The organism is Pseudomonas protegens, from assembly GCF_003732485.1.
Lineage (GTDB): Bacteria > Pseudomonadota > Gammaproteobacteria > Pseudomonadales > Pseudomonadaceae > Aquipseudomonas > Aquipseudomonas protegens_B.
In genome coordinates this window covers 131127-152212 of record NZ_MOAK01000013.1, presented here as the reverse complement: position 1 = coordinate 152212, position 21086 = coordinate 131127, and the positions used below count along the sequence as shown (strand labels likewise).

At 63.0% G+C, this 21086-nt stretch carries 21 protein-coding genes and 1 pseudogene; 10 read left to right on the top strand and 12 right to left on the bottom strand.

Features of this window, described 5'->3' with window-relative positions:
- Positions 1-17: 17 nt before the first annotated feature.
- The 3 genes from BLX41_RS01230 to BLX41_RS01220 form a co-directional block, all read right to left on the bottom strand.
- Complete coding sequence (locus BLX41_RS01230) at positions 18-1721, bottom strand: ShlB/FhaC/HecB family hemolysin secretion/activation protein (RefSeq protein WP_123723434.1); 1704 nt, start codon at positions 1719-1721, stop codon at positions 18-20.
- 243 nt (positions 1722-1964) lie between these two features.
- Positions 1965-2264 carry a PsiF family protein gene (locus tag BLX41_RS01225; protein WP_025130517.1) on the bottom strand — a complete coding sequence of 100 codons (300 nt, stop codon included), beginning with the start codon at positions 2262-2264 and terminating at the stop codon, positions 1965-1967.
- 71 nt (positions 2265-2335) lie between these two features.
- On the bottom strand, positions 2336-3124 hold the full coding sequence (locus tag BLX41_RS01220; RefSeq protein ID WP_123723433.1) for an AraC family transcriptional regulator: 789 nt from the start codon (positions 3122-3124) through the stop codon (positions 2336-2338).
- A gap of 96 nt (positions 3125-3220) precedes the next feature.
- Between BLX41_RS01220 and BLX41_RS01215 the strand changes: the two genes are divergently transcribed.
- Entirely contained in the window at positions 3221-4126 is a 906-nt protein-coding gene (locus BLX41_RS01215; RefSeq protein ID WP_123723432.1) for a DMT family transporter, read from the top strand.
- Between the two features lie 3 nt (positions 4127-4129).
- On the opposite strand, the gene BLX41_RS01210 is transcribed toward BLX41_RS01215, so the two are convergent.
- From BLX41_RS01210 to BLX41_RS01200, 3 genes and pseudogenes are all read right to left on the bottom strand, one after another.
- Positions 4130-5020 carry an esterase/lipase family protein gene (locus BLX41_RS01210; protein ID WP_123723431.1) on the bottom strand — a complete coding sequence of 297 codons (891 nt, stop codon included), beginning with the start codon at positions 5018-5020 and terminating at the stop codon, positions 4130-4132.
- A 119-nt stretch (positions 5021-5139) separates the two neighbouring features.
- Positions 5140-5220, bottom strand: a pseudogene (locus BLX41_RS01205) (QacE family quaternary ammonium compound efflux SMR transporter); the annotation flags it as partial.
- Between the two features lie 27 nt (positions 5221-5247).
- Positions 5248-5886, bottom strand: coding sequence for an FMN-dependent NADH-azoreductase (locus BLX41_RS01200; protein ID WP_123723430.1), 639 nt, complete (start codon positions 5884-5886; stop codon positions 5248-5250).
- A gap of 125 nt (positions 5887-6011) precedes the next feature.
- Here BLX41_RS01200 and BLX41_RS01195 point away from each other — a divergent pair, with 125 nt between their 5' ends.
- Positions 6012-6935, top strand: a complete 924-nt coding sequence (locus tag BLX41_RS01195; RefSeq protein ID WP_185073324.1) for a LysR substrate-binding domain-containing protein — start codon at positions 6012-6014, stop codon at positions 6933-6935.
- Between the two features lie 122 nt (positions 6936-7057).
- Positions 7058-7588, top strand: a complete 531-nt coding sequence (locus BLX41_RS01190; RefSeq protein ID WP_123723429.1) for a ferritin-like domain-containing protein — start codon at positions 7058-7060, stop codon at positions 7586-7588.
- A 67-nt stretch (positions 7589-7655) separates the two neighbouring features.
- On the opposite strand, the gene BLX41_RS01185 is transcribed toward BLX41_RS01190, so the two are convergent.
- On the bottom strand, positions 7656-9731 hold the full coding sequence (locus tag BLX41_RS01185; protein ID WP_123723428.1) for an AsmA family protein: 2076 nt from the start codon (positions 9729-9731) through the stop codon (positions 7656-7658).
- A gap of 384 nt (positions 9732-10115) precedes the next feature.
- Between BLX41_RS01185 and BLX41_RS01180 the strand changes: the two genes are divergently transcribed.
- The 7 genes from BLX41_RS01180 (at position 10116) to BLX41_RS01150 (ending at position 15430) form a co-directional block, all read left to right on the top strand.
- Positions 10116-10583, top strand: a complete 468-nt coding sequence (locus tag BLX41_RS01180; protein WP_123723427.1) for a hypothetical protein — start codon at positions 10116-10118, stop codon at positions 10581-10583.
- Between the two features lie 168 nt (positions 10584-10751).
- A complete protein-coding gene (locus BLX41_RS01175; RefSeq protein WP_123723426.1) occupies positions 10752-11384 on the top strand; it encodes a TetR family transcriptional regulator in 633 nt (210 codons plus the stop codon).
- Between the two features lie 282 nt (positions 11385-11666).
- Positions 11667-12167, top strand: a complete 501-nt coding sequence (gene ureE, locus BLX41_RS01170) for an urease accessory protein UreE (RefSeq protein ID WP_102862939.1) — start codon at positions 11667-11669, stop codon at positions 12165-12167.
- Positions 12164-12838, top strand: a complete 675-nt coding sequence (locus tag BLX41_RS01165) for an urease accessory protein UreF (protein ID WP_123723425.1) — start codon at positions 12164-12166, stop codon at positions 12836-12838. Before ureE ends, BLX41_RS01165 begins: the two co-directional genes overlap by 4 nt.
- Before the next feature lie 9 nt (positions 12839-12847).
- Complete coding sequence (ureG, locus tag BLX41_RS01160; RefSeq protein WP_123723424.1) at positions 12848-13462, top strand: urease accessory protein UreG; 615 nt, start codon at positions 12848-12850, stop codon at positions 13460-13462.
- Positions 13463-13499: 37 nt separating this feature from the next.
- The gene (locus BLX41_RS01155) at positions 13500-14072 is read left to right on the top strand and encodes a HupE/UreJ family protein (RefSeq protein WP_123723423.1); all 573 of its coding nucleotides are present in this window, start codon (positions 13500-13502) and stop codon (positions 14070-14072) included.
- A gap of 218 nt (positions 14073-14290) precedes the next feature.
- Positions 14291-15430, top strand: a complete 1140-nt coding sequence (locus BLX41_RS01150) for an AGE family epimerase/isomerase (protein ID WP_123723422.1) — start codon at positions 14291-14293, stop codon at positions 15428-15430.
- Positions 15431-15503: 73 nt separating this feature from the next.
- On the opposite strand, the gene BLX41_RS01145 is transcribed toward BLX41_RS01150, so the two are convergent.
- The 5 genes from BLX41_RS01145 to livM all read right to left on the bottom strand — a co-directional run bounded on the left by BLX41_RS01145 (position 15504) and on the right by livM (position 21085).
- Complete coding sequence (locus BLX41_RS01145; RefSeq protein ID WP_123723421.1) at positions 15504-16409, bottom strand: cation diffusion facilitator family transporter; 906 nt, start codon at positions 16407-16409, stop codon at positions 15504-15506.
- Positions 16410-16565: 156 nt separating this feature from the next.
- Positions 16566-17333 carry an SDR family oxidoreductase gene (locus tag BLX41_RS01140; RefSeq protein ID WP_123723420.1) on the bottom strand — a complete coding sequence of 256 codons (768 nt, stop codon included), beginning with the start codon at positions 17331-17333 and terminating at the stop codon, positions 16566-16568.
- A gap of 874 nt (positions 17334-18207) precedes the next feature.
- On the bottom strand, positions 18208-18924 hold the full coding sequence (locus BLX41_RS01130; protein ID WP_123723419.1) for an ABC transporter ATP-binding protein: 717 nt from the start codon (positions 18922-18924) through the stop codon (positions 18208-18210).
- Complete coding sequence (locus tag BLX41_RS01125; RefSeq protein WP_123723418.1) at positions 18921-19793, bottom strand: ATP-binding cassette domain-containing protein; 873 nt, start codon at positions 19791-19793, stop codon at positions 18921-18923. The genes BLX41_RS01130 and BLX41_RS01125 overlap by 4 nt, the downstream gene beginning before the upstream one ends.
- Complete coding sequence (gene livM / locus BLX41_RS01120; RefSeq protein ID WP_123723417.1) at positions 19790-21085, bottom strand: high-affinity branched-chain amino acid ABC transporter permease LivM; 1296 nt, start codon at positions 21083-21085, stop codon at positions 19790-19792. Before livM ends, BLX41_RS01125 begins: the two co-directional genes overlap by 4 nt.
- Position 21086 lies beyond the last annotated feature (1 nt).

Below are 21086 nucleotides of genomic sequence, written 5' to 3'. Positions count from 1 at the left end.
CTAGCGTTTGGGTCGGGTCAGAAGAACAGGTCTACTCGGAAGTACACCGGATGCTCTCGTTTCTCGATAATGTCCGGTCGCTCCAGGGAGCGCGCGAAGCTGACTGACGCGGCCAGGTACTGGCCACGGGCGTTGAGTTCGATGGCGTTGCCGCTCATGCGGCCCTTGGCGTCATGGTTGTAGCGATCGGCCTTGATCACCCCAACGTCATAAGCAAAGGCCAGGCCGTATTCCTGGACAAAGGGTTGCAGCGCCTGCCAGGTCACGGCACGGCGCCAGCGCAGCTGGTTGCGCCAGTAGCCGCCGCTGTTGCCGGAGAGGGTCTGGTCCTGGAAGCCGCGCACCGAATTGAGCCCGCCAAGGCTGATGCGCTGGGGGCTGAAGAGCACGTCCTCGCTGCGCTGGCCGGTGGCCAGGCTGTCGAAACTGAAGTTCTCGTTCCACAGGCGAAAGGGCTGCAGGTAACTCAGGGTCAGGCTGTACTTGTTGTAGCGCGATACCGGCTCGCTGCCGTGGGGATTGCCGCTGCCCTGGGCGTCCAGGGCGCCGATGCCCTGCTGCCAGCCGATGTCGGCGTTGACCAGGGCATTGCCGATGCGCCGCCCGTGGTTGAAGCCCAGCTGGGTTTCGGTGATGCGGTTGCTGGAAACATCGATCAGGTTGTCGTCGATGTAGTTGCGCGTGCGCAAGTGGCTCAGCCCCAGGCTCATGCCGGTCTTGCTCAGGTTGTCGCGGTGCAGCACCCGCTCGGCCCGCAGTTGCTGGTTCTTGCTCTCCCCGTCCATGCTGAAGTCGAAGCCGGTGCTGTCATTGCGGGTGCGGTAGTAGCTCTGGCTGTAGGAGTAATTGAAGGTCCACCAACCCCAGGGCAGGCTGTAGTACAGGCTCTGGTTGTCGGAATGGCGCCAGCGATCGCTGACCGCATCCTGGTTGGCCCGCAGGCTCAACTGGTCCGCCAGCCCCAGGGGGCTGTCCCAGTCCAGGCCGACGCCCATCTGCTGCTCGCCGGTGCTCTTGTCGCCACTGTTGTTGCGGGTCGCCGACCCGTGCCACGGCTTCGAGCGCTGGCCCTTGAGCCCGACACGGCTGTCACCCAGTTTCTCCCCCGGGGAAAGCTCCAACTCGACCTGGCGCGAAGGCAGGCGGCTGAGCTGGTCCACCAACTGTTCCAGCTCCCGCAGGTTGAGCACTTCGCCGGTGGTGCCGGGAAAGGCCATGGCCAGCTCCCGGGAACTGGCCAGGGCCGAGCTGTCCAGGCTTTCCAGGCGACCTTCGACGATGACGATGATCAATTGCCCCGACGCCAGCTCCTGGGCAGGCAGATAGGCGCGAGTGGTGACATAGCCCTGTTGCAGGTAGTGGTGGGTAATGGCCTTGAGCAGGGTGTTGATCTGCGCCACCGACAGACACTGGTCGCGATAGGGCGCCACCAGGCGCTCCTGATCGGCCGCCGAGAGGTGTTCGGCGCCTTTGAGGACCACGGTCTTGATAGTGAAACAGCGCTGCTCGCCAGGTTGCGGAGCAGGCTCGGGGGGCAAGGTCTTGCCGGGCAGTTGCTGCAGTTCGTCGAGGCGCTTTTGCTGTTCTTGCAGCAACTGCTGCTGGCGATCACGAATCAGATCGCGGTCGCCCGGCGTCTGCAGCGGGGCGGCGACGAGGGCAAACGAGCCAGATAAAGCACAAAACGCTACTACAGGCCTGAACCAGCCAAAACGCGACATGCTTTGCATTCCCTTGAGTCGCAGACGCCGGTACTAGAGCGGCCGCGCGGTGCATCCCGGCACCTGTTTTCGAAGGGAATAAAGTCTAAATGTAAAATTTATGACATTAAAAAAAAGCGACGAATGGTAAATACCTGATTTATCTCATTGAAATTAAATAGCTTTGTGATCGTGGAGCCTTGAAAACCGATGCGGACCAAGGCCCTGTACCGGCCCGGATACCTTGGCCCCATCGATTCAGGCTCACTTTTTCTTCAGGCAATCACTCATGAACGCCTTGCGCGCATCGCCCTTGAGGGCCTGGGTAGTGGCCGTGGCGTTGCACGATTTCATTCTTTCCTGGGGGGTGGAAGGTGTCGCTGCAGCGGCCGGAGCCGCCTTGAGGCAGGTGCTCATGAAGGCCTTGCGCTCGTCGCCCTTGAGGGTCTTGGCGGTGGCCTCGGCGTTACAGGTGGTCATCTTGTTTTGCTGGGCAGTGGCGGCAAAACCTTGGGAGCAGAGCAGCAGGCCCACCATCAACAAAGGGATACGCAACATCTTCATGGAGTTTTCTCCTGGTCACCGCACCGACGGGCACGGCCTCCTGCGCAGTGTAGACAAAGCCTGTTACACCTTCACCTGTTCTGCAGGCTGGCCCGGCGGTACTGCTCGGGGGTGCAGCCGGCCTGGCGCTGGAACATCGCGATAAACGCCGAGGCGCTGCTATAGCCCATGTCGAAGGCGATTTCCTGGACGCTGCGGGCGCTTTCCAGGGCCTCGATGGCCGCGAGGAAGCGCTGGCGCTGGCGCCATTCACCGAAGCTCATGCCCAGCTCGCGAACAAACTGCCGGGCCAGGGTCCGTTCACTGACATGGGCCTGCTGCGCCCAGTGGGCCAGGGGCTGGTTGTTGCCCGGCTCGGCCTGCAATGCCTGGAGCACCCGCAACAGATCGGGGTTGCTGGCATAGGGCAGATAACAGGTATGCACCGGAGCCTGGCGCAACTGATCCAGCAATACCTGGGCCAGGCGCTGATCGGCCTCGCCCCGGGGGATCTGCACATCCCGGGCAGCGAAGTCCTTGAGGATAGCCTTGAGAATCTCGCTGATGGCCAGGGTGCTGCCCTGCTCCGGCAGGTCCGTGCACAACTCCGGCGCCAGCAACACCGCCCGGTAGTTGAGCGGCTGCGAGGTGTAGAAGCTATGGGCGGTCTGCGGCGGCACCCAGACTGCGTACTGTGGCGGCGACATGAAGCGCTGGCCGGCGATCTCCATGTGCATCACGCCGTGGGCCGAATACTCCAGGCAGCCCCAGGGATGCCTGTGCTCCAGGGCGTGGCTGTGGGCGGCGAAGTCGGCATAACGGAAGTACACCGGCGCAGGCAGGCCGTGGAAATCCAGGAGGTCGATGTGTTTTTTGCTCATGCTGTCCGGATGTCGGGGCAGGTTGTCCGGTTCGCAGTATAGGCATTGATCCGGACAGGAGGATAATCAGCCCTCATCAACTTTCTGGTTGTTTCCATGCAATACGCTTATCCACTGCTAGCCATCTTTATCTGGGCCGGCAATACAGTGATCAACAAACTCGCCGTGGGCGCGATCTTCCCGGCAGAGATCGGCTTCTACCGCTGGCTGCTGGCGGGCCTGCTGTTCACCCCGTTCATGCTCAAGCCGGTGCTGCGGCACTGGCCGGTGATCCGCCCCAACCTGGGCCGGATCTTCGTCCTCGGGGTGCTGGGCATGGCGGTGTATCAGAGCCTGGCCTACTTCGCCGCGACCCTGACCTCGGCCACCAACATGGGCATCATTCTTTCCCTGATGCCGCTGATGTCCCTGGCCATGGCCATTGCCGCCCTGGGCCAGCGCCTGACCGCCGGGGCCCTGGTGGGGGCGGTGCTGTCCTTTGCCGGAGTGCTGGTGGTGGTGTCTTCCGGCAGCCTCACCGCGCTGCTGCAGCACGGGGTCAACCTGGGTGACGCGATGATGCTGATCGCCACCCTGGCCTATGCGATCTACAGCACCTTGCTGAAGAAGTGGCAACTGCGCCTGCCGCCGCTGGTGCTGCTGTACCTGCAGGTGCTGGTGGCCGTGCTGGTGCTGCTGCCGTTGTTCCTGGCTTCGCCGAAGGTCGGCCCGACCCTGCAGAACATTCCGCTGGTGCTCTATGCCTGCCTGCTGGCTTCGATGCTGGCGCCGCTGGCCTGGATGCAGGCGGTGGTGCGCCTGGGACCAAGCCGGACCACGCTGTTTTTCAACCTGCTGCCGTTGATCACGGCGCTGATTGCCGCGGTGGTGCTGCATGAGCAACTGGCCTGGTTCCACCTGGTGGGGGGGTTGTTGACCCTGGGCGGGGTGGTTCTTTCGGAGCGCTGGACCACGGCGCTGGGGTCGTTCGCCGGCAAGCCGGCTCCTACAGGGCAACAGTGAGGGTTACAGGTTGGCGGCCTTGAGGCGCCGGGCATGTTCGACGAACAGGCGGATCGGTTCGGCGCCCTTGCCCACCAGCCCCAGGGATTGGTTGACGATATCGAAGTGGTCCAGGGGGTAGTCGTCGCCGATGACCTGCCCCAAGTGCGAGCTGTAGCGCCCGACCATGCCGTCGCACTGGCCGGCTTCGCGGACGAAGGTGCGGGCGAACAGGCGGCAACTGCGGTGGGTGCCGTCGAACAGGTTGCGTCCGCGATTGGTCTTGCCCGGCTGCAAAATGCCGGACCAGGAGTAGTAGCGCACACCGCCGACCTCTTCCGCGCCCTGGCCGCCCCAGGTGGACGGCAACCCTTGAGGGTATTGGCGGTTGAACAGGGTCACGCCCTCGGTGGTCAGCGACTGATGCGAAGCGTGGATATCCACCGGCAGTTTCGGCCCGCGATAGCCGGTTTCCAGCAGCGTCATCAAGGCCGATACGCCCCGCAACAGCCAGCTCAGGACACGCCCCTTGAGGCTGTGCGCCGGCGAATGCCGCGCCAGGTAATCCGCCAGTTCGGAACCGTGGTTGGGGCCTGCTACCGAAGTCACCGAGGCGACCCAGTCCGGGCGCTTGGCCGCCGCGTAACGAGCGGTAAGCGCGCCCTGGCTGTGGCCGATCAGGTTGACCCGGGGCGCACCGGTCTCGGCCATGATCCGCTGGACCTGGGCCAGCAGTTGTTCGCCGCGCACCTCGCTGGAGTTGAGCGGCGACACCTGTATCGCAAACACCTGTGCCCCACCCTGGCGCAAGGCCGGGATGATGCCGTACCAGTAGGGATACAGCAGCAGACGGACAAAACCGAGCATGCCGGGCACCAGTACCAGGGGGTAACGCGTGGCAAGCTCTTGGGACATGCGGGGACATCCTTGTGCGAAGGCGGCGGGGCTGGCTGAAAGCTAGACCATAACCAAGGCCGTCGTCAGCCCCCGTGACGCTTTGGCGACAAACCGATGACAGCCCTTGCCCCCGCCGGCTACTTCAGCCCGACCACACCCGCCACGATCAGCCCCACCGACACCAGCTTGGCCGCCGTCAGGCTTTCCCCCAGCAGCAGGAACATCCAGGCCATGGTGCGGCCTCCTCAGAAGGTCTGCGCCAGGGCCAGCAGGCGCTGCCGGGCTTCGCCACAGGACCCCGCGAAACGCTCGGGGGACGACTCCTCGCCCTCCGCCGCGACCACTGTCACATCCTCGATCCCGATAAATCCCAGGGCCGTGCGCAACCATGGATCGGCATGATTCATCGCTTCATGCTCGCCCCCGGGGCCAAAACCACCGCCACCACGGCTGGTAACGATCAACACCTTCTTGCCCTGCACCAACGGCTGGTACTGGGCCACGCCGTTGTCCTGCTGGGTGTTGAAGGTCAGCCCCAAACGCACGATGTGATCGACCCAGGCCTTGATCCCGCTGGGCACGTTGAAGTTGTGCATCGGCGCCGAGATCACCAGGCGCTGATGGCCGAGCAACTCGCCGACCAACTCGTCACTCAAGGCCAGATCGGCCTGCATCGATAGCGGTCGGGCCTCGGGTTGTGGATAAAACGCCGCCGCGATAAAGGCTTCGCTGACATGAGGCAAGGAGCCCCGCCCGACTTCGCGCCGGGTCAGGATTGCCCCGGGATTGGCCTGTTGCCAGGCATGTAGAAAGTCATCAGTCAGACGCCGACTGTGGGAGCGCTCGCCCCGTGGGCTGCCGTGAATAGCAAGAACTGTATTCATCTGCTTTCTCGTGTGCGGATTGACTATAACGGCCTTGAAGCCGCATCTGTTTCACGTTAAAGCTAGAGTCACCGCACCTCATCAACAAATGAGCAGAAATTCACTTGGGTGAATTAGTCTCATCCATGGAGCCCATCATGTTCGCCCACCTGCCCCTTACCGCCCTGCGTACCTTCGAGTCCGCCGCGCGCCTGCTGAGCTTCAAGGCCGCCGCCGAGGACCTGTCGGTGACCCCCACCGCGGTGTCCCACCAGATCCGCAGCCTGGAACACTGGCTGGGGGTGCGACTGTTCGAACGCCTACCCCGTCAGGTGCGCCTGACAGAGTCCGGCCGCCGACTGTTCCACAGCCTGCATGGCGCCCTGCTGGATGTGGCCCAGAGCGTCGACACCCTGCGACCCAGTCCCAGCGCGGCGCAGTTGACCGTTTCCACCACCGCAGCCTTCGCCGCCCTGTGGCTGGTGCCGCGCCTGGGGCGCTTCTACGCCCGGCACCCTGGCATCAACCTGCGCCTGGACACTCAGTGCGAGGTGGTGGACCTGCAACAGGACGCCAGCATCGACGTCGCGATCCGCTACAGCCAGGACGGCTACCTGAATCTCCATGGCCTGTGCCTGTTCGACGAGCGCTTTGCGGTCTATGGCGCGCCGCAGCAGGTGGCCCTGGCCCGGCAGCAGCCGCCGTCCCTGATCAGCGTGCATTGGCGCAATTCCAGGCTGTATGCCGATGGCTGGCAGGCCTGGTGTACCCAGGCCGGGGAAAACTGGCTCGACGCTCAGCCGCAAATCCGTTCCTACGACGAGGAGCAGTACGCCCTGCAAGCCGCCATCGCCGGTCAGGGCCTGGTGCTGGCGAGCAACATCCTGGTGTCCCAGAGCGTGGCCAACGGCCTGCTGCAGGCCTACCGGCCGGAGGTCCAGGTGGACGGTGCCGGCTACAGCGCCCTGTGCGTGCCGGGACGGGAGCGGCACCCTCCGGTGCGGGCCTTTCTTAAATGGCTGCAACAGGAGGCGCTGCTGGCCGGGCATCCGCCCCTGGTCCGCAGTTGACCCCGGCGCAGACCACCGGGCACATCCGATAAAACTTTTTGCTGCGCCCGGGACTCACAACTCAGGTAGTGATCAGGTCGGCAGAGCCTGACGCAAAACGGATTAGCCTCCAGGAGATCGACATGAGCGACAAGCATTTATCTGATGTGAACACCCTGCGCGAACGGGCCCGCCAACACGTGGAGAACGGTGCCGTGACCGAGGGCTACAACGCCGATCGCGAGGAAGTGCTGCGGCTGCTCAACGAATCACTGGCCACCGAGCTGGTGTGTGTCTTGCGCTACAAGCGCCACTACTTCATGGCCAACGGCCTCAAGGCCAGCGTGGCGGCCGACGAGTTCCTCGAACACGCGACCCAGGAAGCCGAACACGCCGACAAACTGGCGGAGCGGATCGTCCAGCTCGGCGGCGAACCGGAGTTCAACCCGGACCTGCTGTCCAAGCACTCCCACGCCCAGTACGTGGCCGGCAACACCCTGAGGGAAATGGTCTACGAGGACCTGGTAGCCGAGCGAATCGCCATCGACAGCTACCGCGAGATCATCCAGTACATCGGCGACAAGGACCCCACCACTCGCCGTCTGTTCGAAGAGATCCTGGCCCAGGAAGAGGAACACGCCGACGACATGGCGGACATCCTCAACGACCTGTAATCCCCTCCTCCAAGCCCGCCCCTGCCTACCGCAGGAGCGGGCTCGCCCGCGAAGCCCCTGCCCCCTCTTACTTGCTCGGCTTGACCGTCACCGGCGCCTTGCCCGAGCGCATCTGCTGCAGCAGCGGCGCGCACTGATTGGGCTCGTCACCGCTGGGCGCCACCAGCGCCAGCAAGCCTGCCGCCGGCCCGGCGATCAGCCCCAGCGCCACCATCCCGGCACCGCGCAGCACCAGCGGCACCGCCTTGACCCCGGCACTGGGCTTGATGAACTTGCCCTGCACATAAAGCGGTGAACGCAGGGAAAACAGACGCAAGCCCTTGGACTCCGGCGTGATGGTCAGATCCAGTTGCTCGGAGGCCATATTGGCGGTGCCATCGATGTAGATGATGGCGTTCTCGGTATCGAAGACAAACAGCCTTGACGTAGCCAGACCGCTCTTGATGCCAAAGTCGGCGGCGGCGCAATTGATCTTCACTTCCTTGTCGCCAAACATCTTGCCGACCACATAGTTGCCGACGTTGAGCCCGGCGATTTCCATCAGGCTGCGGCTGATGGCGCCATCGTTGATCAACATCTTCAGGTCGCCGTTGGCGCTGCCCAGCAAGGCTGCCACCGAGTTGCCGCGCCCGGCGATATCGGCATCGCCGTTGAGTTCGCCGAAGCTGGTCTTCATCGGTTCGAAGGTGGGAAACAGCTGCTTGAGCTTGAAGTTGCGCGCCGTCAGCCTGGCCCGGCCTTCCAGAGGCGTGGTATGACCATTGAGGCGCACCTGGGCGTCCAGCTTGCCCCCGGCTACGCCGAAGCGCAGGGGTTCCAGGCTGAGCTGGCCGTCGTTGAGCACCAGGTGCGTGTAGAGATCGGTGAACGGCAACTCAGCGCTGTGGACAATGCGCTTGCCGGTGAACTCCACATCGGCGTCCATGTCACGCCAGCGCTCGGTGCGGAACTCCTCCACCGGCAGTACCTTGTCCGCCGGCTGCCTGCTCTCGCCGCCCCGGGCCTTTTGCTTGGCGTTGGAGTCGGCACCAATGAGCGGCGCCAGGTCGCTCATCAGCAACTGGTTGGAGACCAAGGCGCCGCTGAGCTTGGGTCGCGGCTGGCTGGCCACGTAGGTCAGGTTGCCGTGGATATCGCTGTCGCCGATCTTGCCGTTGAAGTCCTGGTAGGTGAAGGTCGCGCCTGCCGGGTCGTGGAGCTTGGCGGTCAGATGACCGTCGGTGGCATAGGGCGGCGAGTCCGGCAGGGTCACCCCGGTCAGCGGATAGAGATTGCCCAGGCTGGTGCCGGCCAATTTCAGGCGCAGGTCCAGGGCGCCCAGATTCAGTGGGTCGGTGAGGCTGCCCCGCAGCTCCACCTTGGTGTCGCCGATCTGCGCCTGGGCCTGCAGTGGAAACGGCTTGCGCCCGTCCTGCAAGGCCAGCAGGCCGCCGATCTTGCCGGTGCCGGCGAGCTTCTGCCCGTGGTACTGGCCCTTGACCTTGAGGGCGAAGGCATAGGCCTGGGCTTCAGCGCCTTTCTCGGCGACCTTCTTCGCTTCGCTTTCACCGACGATGTCGCTGAACGGAATCGGCTTGCCGAGCAGTTCCACCTGCAGGTCCAGCCGGGTCTTCAGGGTCTGGTCGTCGAGGGTCACGTGGCCCTTGTCGAAACCGATGGCACCGATGTCCACCGTCCAGTTGGAGGGCTCGGCCTCGGGGTCCTTGGGGTCGAACTTGAAGGTCCAGTTGGCGCGACCGTCCGCCAGACGCTGCAGCGCGGCATCGGGCTCGGTGAGATCGATACGCGGGATGCTCACCCGCTGGGCCAGCAGGGCCAGGGGCGAGATACGCAATTCGACCCGCTTGAGGCTGACCATCTGCGGCGCCTTGGACCAGTCCGGGTTGCCCAGGGTCAGGTCCTGGGCCACTACGTGAGGCCAGGGCACCCAGGCCCGCCAGCCACCCTCGTCGGGCTCGCGCTGCCAGGCCACGGACAAGTCGCCATTGATCGCGAAGGGCCGATGCAACTCCTCGGACACCTTGGCGTTGAGGGTCGGCTTGATGCGGTTCCAGTCGAAGAACGCGATCACCAGCACCAGCACGGCCAGTAGCAGGATCAGGCTGGCGACGGACCAGGCGAGGATTTTACGAGTGCGCGTCATTGCACGAGGCTCCTGAAGACAACTGAGCGTCAAACCGCGACGCATCGATGAAATGCCGATGGAAAATCACCGGCCATGAAAACTACGACTGACAAAGCCCCCGCAGGTTTAATCCGGGAGCCCGTTCGGGCGAAAAAACCCGGATTCCTGATCACTCAGGCAGCTTTGTGTTACCTCCTCCCGCCCTTTCGTGAAGCATGGATGGGTCGAAAATACCCACCCCGGTGCAAAAGCCATCGGCGCAAATGCCCGTGCTAGAGCCTTGCGACCAAACAATCAATTCCGTTGATTATTACCATTGTGTTTATGAACTTTTATATCGATTTAGCGGCGGTAACATTAGCTCCGTACCCAATTTATCGCCCTCCCAAGGAGCACCTCATCATGAAACGCCACATCTTACTGAGCCTGACCTTATCCATCCTGGCCGCCAACGCTTACGCCCTGCCCGCCGCCGAACAGGCCACTCCGCAGGTCAAGGCCAGCCACAGCGTATTCTCCCAGACCCTGGCTGAAGGCGGTTCGGACCGTCTGATCGAACGCAACAAAGTCGCTGCCGACGGATACGACCGCACTCCACAGGGCCAGAGCGTTGCCGAAGACGGCTATGATCGCACCCCACAAGGCCAGAACGTCGCCGAAGATGGCTACGACCGTACTCCACAAGGTCAGAACGTTGCCGAAGACGGCTACGACCGCACCCCACAAGGCCAGAACGTAGCTGAAGGCGGCCGTGATCGCCTGGAAGAGAAAGGTCTGGTTGAAGACGGCTACAGCCGCACACCTCAAGGTCAGACCGTTGCCGAAGGCGGTGCCGATCGCCTGGCTGAACGTCATCAAGCTGCGAGCTGAGGCCATGCTGGCCCTGGAAAAAAGCCCGATCCCCGGATCGGGCTTTGACTTTTATAGCCGCTGCATTTTCCCCACTGCACCTCACGCCTTCGCCTGACTCCAGTTCGACTCCGGCAAAGTTGATTTGCTAGAGTGCGCCGCTCCCATTGAGCAAAGAACACCCCGCCGATGCTGCCCCGCGCCGAACAGAAGCAACAGACCCGCAATGCCCTGATGGATGCTGCCCGGCATCTGATGGAGTGTGGTCGTGGTTTCGGCAGCCTGAGCCTGCGGGAAGTGGCCAAAGCCGCCGGCATTGTCCCCACCGGTTTCTACCGGCACTTCAGCGACATGGACCAACTGGGACTGGAACTGGTCAGCGAGGTCGGCCAGACCTTCCGCGAAACCATCCGCCTGGTACGCCACAACGAATTCGTCATGGGCGGCATCATCGACGCCTCGGTGCGCATTTTCCTCGATGTCGTGGAAGCCAAGCGCGCGCAGTTCCTGTTTCTCGCCCGTGAGCAATACGGCGGCTCGCTGCCGGTGCGCCAGGCCATCGCCACCCTGCGCGAGAATATCAGTTCGGACCTGGCTGCCGACCTGACCCTGATGCCCAAGTTGCAGCATCTGAATGCCGCCGACCTCGGCGTCATGGCCGACCTGATCGTCAAGAGCGTGTTCGCCACCCTGCCGGACATCATCGATCCCCCGGCCCAGGCCCTGCCTGAACACCTGACGCCGCAGGCGAAGATCACCCAGCAGTTGCGCTTCATCTTCATTGGCCTCAAGCACTGGCAAGGCCTGGGCAGCACCGAGTAACACGGCCTGCCCCTCTCCCCCTATCAATCGGCGTGCCCCGCTCTGGGCGGTGCGTTTGCGCCTGCTCGTCGGCCCGGCACCGGATTGCAGCAAAAATATTTCCAGCGCACCAACTCAGTGCTATAAATCAGCTCAGCGTGCCATTTTGTAACAAGATAATACAAGGTTTTGCCCCTTTTTCAGGCGCAGTTCCGGTGTCGACAAAGGGTTTTTCCTCTCCTTCGGGCGATTGGCAAGGCCCTTGCTCTGGCTTGTGCATCGCTCATAGCTGGAAGCTTTCCGATGCTGGTGATCCACCGCAGAACCGAACCCCAAGCCACCTGGTCCGCCGAACTGCACCTCACCTATGAGGCTCGCAGCAAAAGCCGTCTGCGCTGTTTCAGTGCCACAGGCGAAGACGTCGGCCTGTTTCTGGAGCGCGGCCAGCCCCCCTTGCACGACGGCGAGTTCCTGGTGGCCGAGGACGGACGCATCGTCAAGGTCTGCGCCCGCCCGGAAACCCTGCTCCATGTCACCTGCCGCAATGCCTTCGAACTGACCCGCGCCGCCTATCACCTGGGCAACCGCCACGTCGCCCTGCAAGTGGGTGATGGCTGGCTGCGTCTGCTCGATGACTACGTGCTCAAGGCCATGCTCGAACAACTGGGCGCCAGCACTGAAACCATCGAGGCGCCGTTCCAGCCCGAACACGGCGCCTACGGTGGCGGCCACCATCATTCCCGCCACGGCGATGAAGACTTCAACTACCCGCCACGCCTGCATCAGTTCGGCGTCCGTCAATGAACCCAGCCTGGGCCCTGCTGCGCCTGGCCAGCCCGCAGCTGCCGATCGGTGGCTACAGCTATTCACAGGGGCTGGAGATGGCAGTGGAACAACAACGGGTGAGTGACCCGGACAGTGCCAGACGCTGGATCAGCGATCAGTTGCTGCTCAACCTGGCGCGCTTCGAGGCTCCACTGCTGCTCGCCCACTGTCAGGCCGCCGCGGATCAGGACTGGACCAGGCTGCAGCAACTCTGCGAAGAACATCGGGCCAGCCGTGAAACCCGCGAGCTGTACCAGGAAAGCCGGCAGATGGGCTATTCCCTCAAGCAATTGCTCGAAGGCCTGCCGGAGCTGGACAGCGGCGCCCGGGAACTGCTGGCGCACCAGGACGAACCGCACCTGGCCCTGGGCTGGGCCCTGGCCGCCCGCGCCTGGCACATCAACCCCGAAGACGCCCTGGCCGCCTGGCTCTGGAGCTGGCTGGAGAACCAGCTGGCAGTGCTGATGAAAACCCTGCCCCTGGGCCAGCAGGCGGCCCAGCGCCTGACCAGCGAGCTGCTGCCGCTGCTGCAAGAAGCCCAGCGCCACGCCACCCACCTTGACCCCAACCACCTTGGCAGCGCCGCTTTCGGCCTGTCCCTGGCGAGCATGGCCCACGAGCGCCAGTACAGCCGCCTGTTCCGTTCCTAGGAGAAACTCATGAACGCACAACCTCTGCGCGTCGGCATCGGCGGCCCGGTGGGCTCCGGAAAAACCGCCCTGACCCTGGCCCTGTGTCTGGCTCTGCGCGAACGCTACAACCTGGCCGTGGTGACCAACGACATCTACACCCGCGAAGACGCCGACTTCCTGGTACGCAATGAAGCCCTGGCGCCGGAACGGATCATTGGCGTGGAAACCGGCGGCTGCCCGCACACGGCGATCCGCGAAGACGCTTCGATCAACCTGGAAGCGGTGGACCAGTTGAACCGGCGCTTCCCGGGGCTCGATCTGATCCTGGTGGAGTCCGGCGGCGATAACCTTTCAGCCACCTTCAGCCCGGAACTGTCGGACCTGACGATCTATGTGATCGACGTTTCCGCTGGCGACAAACTGCCGCGCAAGGGGGGCCCGGGCATCTGCAAATCCGACCTGCTGGTGATCAACAAGATCGACCTGGCGCCGCTGGTGGGCGCCTCCCTGGAGATGATGAACAGCGACACCCAGCGCATGCGCGGCGGCAAGCCGTTCGTCTTCAGCAACCAGAAGACCGGCCAGGGCCTGGAAGAAATCATCGCCTTCATCGAACGTCAGGGGCTGCTGACCGCTGCCTGAAACCGAACCTGAAAAAAGCTCAACAAGGAAGCCACTCATGACCCTGAAATCTCTCTTCGGCGCCCTGGCGCTGCTGCTGACCCCGGCCCTGGCCTTCGCTCACCCGGGCCACGGCGACAATGGCCTGATGGCCGGTATCAGCCACCCCATCGGCGGCCTCGACCACTTGCTGGCCATGGTCGCTGTCGGCCTGTGGGCCGCCCAGCAACAAGGTGCGGCGCGCTGGGCGCTGCCCTGCACCTTTGTCGGCACCATGCTGATCGGCGGCCTGCTGGGCTTCGAAGGGCTGAACCTGCCGGCCCTGGAAAGCGGGATTGCCGCTTCGGTACTGGCCCTGGGCCTGGCCGTGGCCCTGGCGGTGCGTCCGCCGCTGAGCCTGGCAATAGCCGCCACCGCTCTGTTTGCCCTGTTCCATGGCGTGGCCCACGGCCTGGAACTGCCGGACATGTCCAGCCCCTGGGCCTATGCCGCCGGTTTTGTGGCGGCCACTGCGGCCCTGCATGCCGCCGGTTATGCCGTGGTGCGGGTACTGCCTCAGGCGGCGGCGCCGCTGGTGCGCGTGGCCGGCGCGGCCTCGGCCGCTACGGGCGTGTGGTTGCTGGCAGGCTGATCCCTGCCCTCTTCTGTAGGAGCCGGCTTGCCGGCGAAGGCGGTCTTGCGGGCCTCGCTCGCTGGCAAGCCAGCTCCTACAAGACGGAGGTGATCTTTCAGCCGTCTTTGCTGGCAGCCAGCTCCTATCAGTACGTCCTGCTCGACGGGTAAGCCGCTTCGTGGGGGCTTCTCTGGTAACATGTCGCGCATTCAAAACTGCCGTGACGACGCCAGCCAATGCCCGATGTATCCCGCTCCGCCACCTCGCCTGAATCGAGCGCTCTGTTCAACGCCATGCAGCAGCATTTCCACAAGGTGATAGTGCCGCTGTGGCAAGGCCCGGGCTGGAATCCGCAGTTGGCGCTGCCCTATGAAGCGCTGGATGCCGAACAACAGCCGTTGCCCCCGCAGCGCTATCGAGCCATGGCCTGTGCCCGGCAGCTGTATCTGTTCTCCCAATTGATCGGTGATGCCGCCGCCCCCTTTGCCGAGGAGCGTGCCGCCGCGCTGTTTCGCTCGCTGCAGCGGCACTTCCACGACGCCGAGCACGGTGGCTGGTTCTACAGCATCGACCCTGAAGGCGCGCCGCTGGATCGCCGCAAGGATCTCTATACCCACGCCTTTATCCTCTTCGCCTGTGCTCACTACTGGGCCAAGGTCCGCGAGCCGCTGGTGGAGTCGGTGCTCAACGCCGCCCTGGAAGTGGTGGCCCAGCGCTTCGCCCGGGGTAACGGCCTCTACGAAGCCAGCCTCGCCGAGGACTGGTCCGTACTGGGTTCGGGTCCCCTGCAGAATCCGCTGATGCATCTGGCCGAAGCCTTTCTCGCGATCCTGGCAGTACGCAAAGACGCCGCGGTACAAGCCGCACTGCTGCAGCTGTGCCAGGCCATGCAGCAGCAGTTCATCGACCCGCAGCACGGGGTGATGCTGGAAAAGCCCCTGGGGGCTGTGGATAACTGGTTCGAGCCAGGGCATCAGTTCGAGTGGTTCTTCCTGCTCGACTCTTCGCCCTTGCTGCGCAACAACCCGCTGCACGCCTCATTGAGCCGCGCCTTTGCCTTTACCGAGCAGCTTGGCGTCGACCCGCAGAGCGGCGCCGTGTACGCCATGCTCGAGCTGCAACCGGGCGCCCCCATCAAGGACGCCACCCGGCGTATCTGGGCCCAGGCCGAGTACCTGCGCGCCCTGACTTTGCGTGCGGACAGCCAGGCCCCCTTGCTGCGACAGCTAAAGGCACTGCAAGCGCATTTTCTGCATGCCGGGGGCTGGAATGAATGCCTGGATGCCAGCGGCGTGGTCAGCCGGCGGGATATGCCGTCGACCACGCCTTATCACCTGGCGACCTGTTATCGCGGGCTGGCGGAATATTTTGCCTGAAGCCCTTCGCCTGCAAGCAGGCTCCTACGCGGTGTTGTAGGAGCCTGCTTGCAGGCGAAACAGGCGCCGCCCATCAAGCGATCCACTTGCGATCCCCGGTAAAGCTGATGGTCAGCCAGCGCGCTGCATCGGCCTCTCCCAACTGGCTGGAAATCTCCTCGCGCAGGCGGTCCAGAGTCGCCACATCCTGCAGCGGATAGTCCGCCGGCAAGACGATATGGATCTCGATGAACCGCGCCCGACCGTGCTTCTGCACATAGCTGATGTAGTCGTCAAAGCCATGGGTGGCCTTGGCCTGCTCCATCACGTTGCGAACCTTTTCGTCCAACTGGTCCGGGGCGATCCCCAGCACATCACGCAAGGCCGGACGCAGGATCTTCAGCGCCGGCGGCAACATGCTCAGGGCCAGCAGGATCAGGATCGCCGGGTCGACATACACCGCCCACTGGCCATGACCGTACTGCTTGAGCAGCAAGGCAATGATAAAGCTCACCAGCAGCCCCACCGAGAGCATCGCGTCTACCAGCCAGCTGATGTTGTCGAACTGGATCAGCGACGACTTGAGTTTGCGGTTACGCCGGCGCACATAGAAGAAGTAGGCGAACTCCGTTACCGCAAAGAACCCGGCGTAAAAGATCACCATCCCCAGCTCGATCTCCCGGCCACCATTGATGATGCCGAACACACCGTTAAGAAAGGCGTAGATCGCGATCAGTAGCAGGAAGCTGCCTTCGATCAGCAGCACCATGGGTTCCAGGTGCCAGAAACCGAACTGGAAACGCTGGTTGCTTTGCTTGGCGATCAGCTTGGCAGTGATCAGCATCAGGACCTTGATGAAGGTCGCGATCAGGGAAAAAAATCCATCGAACAAAATGGATTGGGCGCCAGAAACAAAACCCGTGACGATACCGGCGATCGCCACGGCGAACATCAGTACAGTCGATTGTTTGAGCAGAGCCTGCTCACCTCGGTTACTCACAATTCCTCCTATCGAACTTCAAGAACACCGCCTCGAGTGAGGCGGCAGCGAAATATCGGGTCGGAATTCTACCGTGCCAGGGCTGACCTTCAGCTGAAACGAATCAGCTTATGTGTTTCCGAGTACAACCAACTGTAGTCGCCCAAGGTGACAGCTTCAGGACTTGGCGTTGCGCTCAATGGCGAAACCGGCCCAGGTCTGGCTCACCGGCATCAGCTCCAGGCTGTTGATGTTGACGTGGGCAGGCGTGTTGAGGACCCAGAAGATGGTGTCGGCAATGTCCTGGGGCTGGATCGGTTCGGCACCGGCGTATGTGGCGTCGTAGCGCGCCTGATCACCGGCGAAGCGCACCAGGGAGAACTCGCTTTCACACAGGCCCGGCTCAATGTTGGTAACCCGCACACCAGTGCCCTGCAGGTCGCAACGCAGGTTCAGGGAGAACTGTTTGACGAAGGCCTTGCTCGCACCATAGACGTGGCTGCCCGGGTACGGGTAGTTGCCGGCAATGGAACCCAGGTTGACGATCCCGGCGCCGCGGCCATGGGCGATCAACCGCGGCAGCAGCAGACGGGTGCTGTACATCAAGCCCTTGATGTTGGTGTCGACCATGGTGTCCCAGTCATCCAGGTCGCACTTGGGCGCCGGATCGACGCCCAGGGCCAGGCCGGCATTGTTGATCAGGCCGCGCAGCTTGCTGAAGGATGGCGGCAGGCTGGCGATGGCCGCTTCCATGGCCTTGCGGTCCCGCACATCGAGCACCAGACCGTGCACTTCGGTCTGTTTGGACAACTCTGCGCACAGCGCATTGAGGCGCTCCTCGCGACGACCGGTGAGCACCAGCGACCAGCCGGCCTCGGCAAAACGCCGGGCGCAGGCTTCGCCAAAACCGGAAGTCGCGCCCGTAATGAACAGTGTGGAAGTCATGGTGTTCTCCTTGCTGGGTGGCGAGCCGCCGTTACGATAAAAAAGCGTTTCGCAGCATGCCCGGCCCGGCTCTGGGCGGCAACAGAAGCGCTGGATATCCCACGTCACTGTACAAAAAACGCTCACATGCCTGAAAGCCATGGCCGGCAAGGCCTACAGCCATATGCCCGCACCTTATCCACAGGCCGGTCCACAGTCTTTGGGGGCAAGTACAAATCTCGCAAAGCCGCTGTACACAGGGCTTGCAGCGAATCATGGGAAGTTTTTTGCTTGACCCGCAGAGGCGGTCCATGCAGGTGGCGACGAAAAAGATGACCGCTCGGTCAAAGTGCATAAGGCCAGAGGCCAGTAACGACGCTGCCCAGAGCAGTCTTTCCAGAGTTTAGTCACAGACTTATCCACAGGCTTGTCCAGGGTCTTTTACCGGTACGGCTGCGACAATAAAAAGGTTGACAAGCGCGTCTTCGAGTTACCCAAAAAGCCATGATCAAAAAACAATCAATTGCTTGCAGGCCACGTAATCAAAGGCCTCCAGCCAGCTACTCCCACGTTACCCACAGCCCGCTCCACAGCAAACGGGGACAAGTCAAAACGGTGGAAAAACAACTGTTTGCAGCGTCTTTATGCCGCGCTTTGCCAGCTTGCGAATAATGTTTTCCACAATTGTCGGACGCACCCTTGTCCATGCGCGCGTCAAGCGCGTAGGAGCCGGCTTGCCGGCGAACCTCGAACACACAACAGCATCTGAATAAGTGGCCATCGGGGAGGGGCGTTTCGCTGGCAAGCCAGCTCCTACAGGGCGGGTGGAGTTGTGGATAAAAAATGCCCCGACGGCGTGAACCGACGGGGCATGGTTTATCCACAGACCGGACCGTCAGTGACCGCCCAGGTAAGCGTTGCGCACCTCCTCGTTGACCAGCAGTTCCTTGCCGGTGCCGCTCAGGCGGATCTCGCCGTTGACCATCACGTAAGCGCGGTCCGAGAGCTTCAGCGCGTGGTTGGCGTTCTGCTCCACCAGGAAGATGGTCATGCCGGTGGCCGCCAGTTCCCGCAGGGTGGCGAAGATCTGTTTCACCACGATCGGCGCCAGCCCCAGGCTGGGTTCATCCAGCAACAGCAGCTTGGGCCGGCTCATCAGCGCCCGGGCGATGGCCAGCATCTGCTGTTCACCGCCAGACATGGTCATGGCCCGCTGGGTACGCCGTTCCTTGAGCCGTGGAAAGAGTTCGAACATGCGTTGCATGTCTTCGCTGGCGTACTTGTCGCCAATGGGGATGGTGCCCATCAGCAGGTTCTCTTCCACGGTCATGTCGGGGAACACCCGGCGCCCTTCCGGGGACTGGGCGATGCCGTTGGAGGCGATGTAGTGGGACGACTTGTGGGTGATGTCCACGCCGCGATAGAGGATCTGTCCGGACTCGGCCCGGGGCTGGCCGAAGATCGACATCAGCAGGGTCGACTTGCCGGCGCCGTTGGAGCCGATCAGGCTCACGGTTTCCCCTTCGTTGATGTGCAGCGAGACTTTCTTCAGGGCCTGGATCGGGCCGTAGTACACGTCCAGGTCCTTGAGTTCGAGGATAGGTTGAGTCATGCCAGCTCCTCTTCGTCGGCACCCAGGTAGGCGGCAATCACTTTCGGATCATTGCGGATCGCCTCCGGCCCGCCCTCGGCGATCACGTTGCCGTGGTCGAGCACCACGATGTGGTCGGAAATACTCATCACCATGCCCATGTCGTGTTCAATCAGCACCACGGTCAGATCGTGCTCGTCGCGCAGCAGCCGGATCATCGCGCTCAGCGCTTCGGTTTCCTGAGGGTTGAGGCCGGCGGCCGGTTCGTCGAGGCAGATGATCTGCGGCCGGGTGCACATGGCCCGAGCGATCTCCAGGCGCCGCTGCTGGCCGTAGGACAGCTCGCCGGCCAGGCGGTTGGCGCAGTCCACCAGGTCCACCACTTCCAGCCAGTAGAAGGCGTGGTCCAGGGCGGCGCTTTCCGCCTTGCGGTAGCCCTTTGTGTTGAGGATGCCCGCCAGCAGGTTGCGGTTGACCCACATGTGCTGAGCCACCAGCAGGTTCTCCACCACGGACATTTCCTTGAACAGGCGAATGTTCTGGAAGGTCCGCGCCAGGCCGGCACGGTTCACCAGGTGGGTGCCGCCAAACATCTTGTAGTACAGGCGGCTGGCGAAACTTTTCGGTGACACGAAGTCGGTGGCACGAAATGGCTCGCCCAAGAGCTTGATGACGTTGGTCTGCTGGCCCCGGGTACTGAGCTCGATACGCCCGCCAGAAGCCTTGTAGAAACCGGTCAGGCAGTTGAACACCGTGGTCTTGCCGGCGCCGTTAGGGCCGATCAGGGCGAAGATCGAGTTGCGCTTGACCTTGAGGCTGACGTCGCTGAGGGCCTTGATGCCACCGAAGTGCATCATCAGGTTTTCGACCGAAAGAATGTATTCGCTCATGGCGCGTTCCCCTCAGTCAGAGCACCTTTGCGTGGCGTCACCCCGGTACGGCTGATACGGATCAGCCCCCGCGGTCGCCAGATCATCATCAACACCATGAGGATGCCGAACAGCAGCACCCGGTACTCGGAGAAGCTGCGCAACAGCTCCGGCGCCACCGTCAGCACGAACGCGGCGATCACCACGCCGACAGTGGAGCCCATCCCCCCCAGCACCACGATGGCGAGGATCAGCGCCGACTCGAAGAAGGTGAAGGACGATGGGTTGACGAAGCCCTGGTAGCTGGCAAAGAACACCCCGGCCAGGCCGGCGGTGGAGGCACCGATGGTGAAGGCCGAGAGTTTCACCAGCACGTGGTTCAGGCCCATGGCGCGGCAAGCGATCTCGTCTTCACGCAGGGCTTCCCAGGCCCGGCCCACGGGCATGCGGGTCAGCCGGTGCTTGATGTACAGCACCAGCAGCACCACCAGGAACAGCACAATGTAGATGAACAGGAATTTCAGGTTGGGGTTGTACTCCATGCCGAAGAACTCATGGAACGGCACCCCGCCGTCCTTGGCCTTGCGGCCGAACTCCAGGCCCAGGAAAGTCGGCGATGGCACCGGCATGCCGTTGGGACCACCGGTGAAGGACAGCCAGTTGTTGAGCACCAGGCGGATGATCTCACCAAAGCCCAGGGTCACGATGGCCAGGTAGTCGCCGTGCATCCTCAGCACCGGGAAGCCCAATATGCACCCCGCCAGGGCCGCGGCAATCGCCGCCAGGGGCAGCACGGTCCAGAAGCCCAAGCCCAGGTACTGGTAGCCCAGGGCCAGGCCGTAGGCGCCGATGGCGTAGAACGCCACGTAACCCAGGTCCAGCAGGCCCGCCAGCCCCACCACGATGTTCAGCCCCAGGCCCAGCAGTACGTAGATCAACCCGAGAATGACCACGGTCAGCAGGTACTTGTTGGCGAAGAATGGGAACACGATGGCGATCACGATCAGCGCCGGAATGATCCAGCGCAGGCGCGACTTGTAGTCAGGAGCCAGCACATGCACGCCGGAGCCGGTGCTTTCGAAGCCCTGGAGAATCTTCAGGCCCTTGGGGGTTTGCAGGAACAGGCTCAGGGCCAGGCGGCCGGCCATGACGATCGCCACCAGCCAGGCGACCCGGGTCGGCTCCAGGTTGAAGCTGTAGCCATCGAGCACCACACCCACGATGGGGCCGAACACGATCAGCGAGATCAGCCCGGCCAGTACGGCGTCGATGACGCTCTTTTTGATATCAATCGGTTTATTGGCAGCAGACATA

Bases quoted from the DNA above. Each gene is read 5' to 3' on its own strand.
- BLX41_RS01155 (WP_123723423.1), top strand. From the start codon at position 13,500: ATGACCCTGAAATCTCTCTTCGGCGCCCTGGCGCTGCTGCTGACCCCG.
- ureE (WP_102862939.1), top strand. From the start codon at position 11,667: ATGCTGGTGATCCACCGCAGAACCGAACCCCAAGCCACCTGGTCCGCC.
- BLX41_RS01220 (WP_123723433.1), bottom strand. From the start codon at position 3,124: ATGAGCAAAAAACACATCGACCTCCTGGATTTCCACGGCCTGCCTGCG.
- BLX41_RS01180 (WP_123723427.1), top strand. From the start codon at position 10,116: ATGAAACGCCACATCTTACTGAGCCTGACCTTATCCATCCTGGCCGCC.
- BLX41_RS01125 (WP_123723418.1), bottom strand. From the start codon at position 19,793: ATGAGCGAATACATTCTTTCGGTCGAAAACCTGATGATGCACTTCGGT.
- BLX41_RS01190 (WP_123723429.1), top strand. From the start codon at position 7,058: ATGAGCGACAAGCATTTATCTGATGTGAACACCCTGCGCGAACGGGCC.
- BLX41_RS01215 (WP_123723432.1), top strand. From the start codon at position 3,221: ATGCAATACGCTTATCCACTGCTAGCCATCTTTATCTGGGCCGGCAAT.
- BLX41_RS01175 (WP_123723426.1), top strand. From the start codon at position 10,752: ATGCTGCCCCGCGCCGAACAGAAGCAACAGACCCGCAATGCCCTGATG.
- BLX41_RS01150 (WP_123723422.1), top strand. From the start codon at position 14,291: ATGCCCGATGTATCCCGCTCCGCCACCTCGCCTGAATCGAGCGCTCTG.
- BLX41_RS01130 (WP_123723419.1), bottom strand. From the start codon at position 18,924: ATGACTCAACCTATCCTCGAACTCAAGGACCTGGACGTGTACTACGGC.
- BLX41_RS01165 (WP_123723425.1), top strand. From the start codon at position 12,164: ATGAACCCAGCCTGGGCCCTGCTGCGCCTGGCCAGCCCGCAGCTGCCG.
- BLX41_RS01200 (WP_123723430.1), bottom strand. From the start codon at position 5,886: ATGAATACAGTTCTTGCTATTCACGGCAGCCCACGGGGCGAGCGCTCC.
- ureG (WP_123723424.1), top strand. From the start codon at position 12,848: ATGAACGCACAACCTCTGCGCGTCGGCATCGGCGGCCCGGTGGGCTCC.
- BLX41_RS01225 (WP_025130517.1), bottom strand. From the start codon at position 2,264: ATGAAGATGTTGCGTATCCCTTTGTTGATGGTGGGCCTGCTGCTCTGC.
- BLX41_RS01210 (WP_123723431.1), bottom strand. From the start codon at position 5,020: ATGTCCCAAGAGCTTGCCACGCGTTACCCCCTGGTACTGGTGCCCGGC.
- livM (WP_123723417.1), bottom strand. From the start codon at position 21,085: ATGTCTGCTGCCAATAAACCGATTGATATCAAAAAGAGCGTCATCGAC.
- BLX41_RS01195 (WP_185073324.1), top strand. From the start codon at position 6,012: ATGGAGCCCATCATGTTCGCCCACCTGCCCCTTACCGCCCTGCGTACC.
- BLX41_RS01185 (WP_123723428.1), bottom strand. From the start codon at position 9,731: ATGACGCGCACTCGTAAAATCCTCGCCTGGTCCGTCGCCAGCCTGATC.
- BLX41_RS01230 (WP_123723434.1), bottom strand. From the start codon at position 1,721: ATGTCGCGTTTTGGCTGGTTCAGGCCTGTAGTAGCGTTTTGTGCTTTA.
- BLX41_RS01140 (WP_123723420.1), bottom strand. From the start codon at position 17,333: ATGACTTCCACACTGTTCATTACGGGCGCGACTTCCGGTTTTGGCGAA.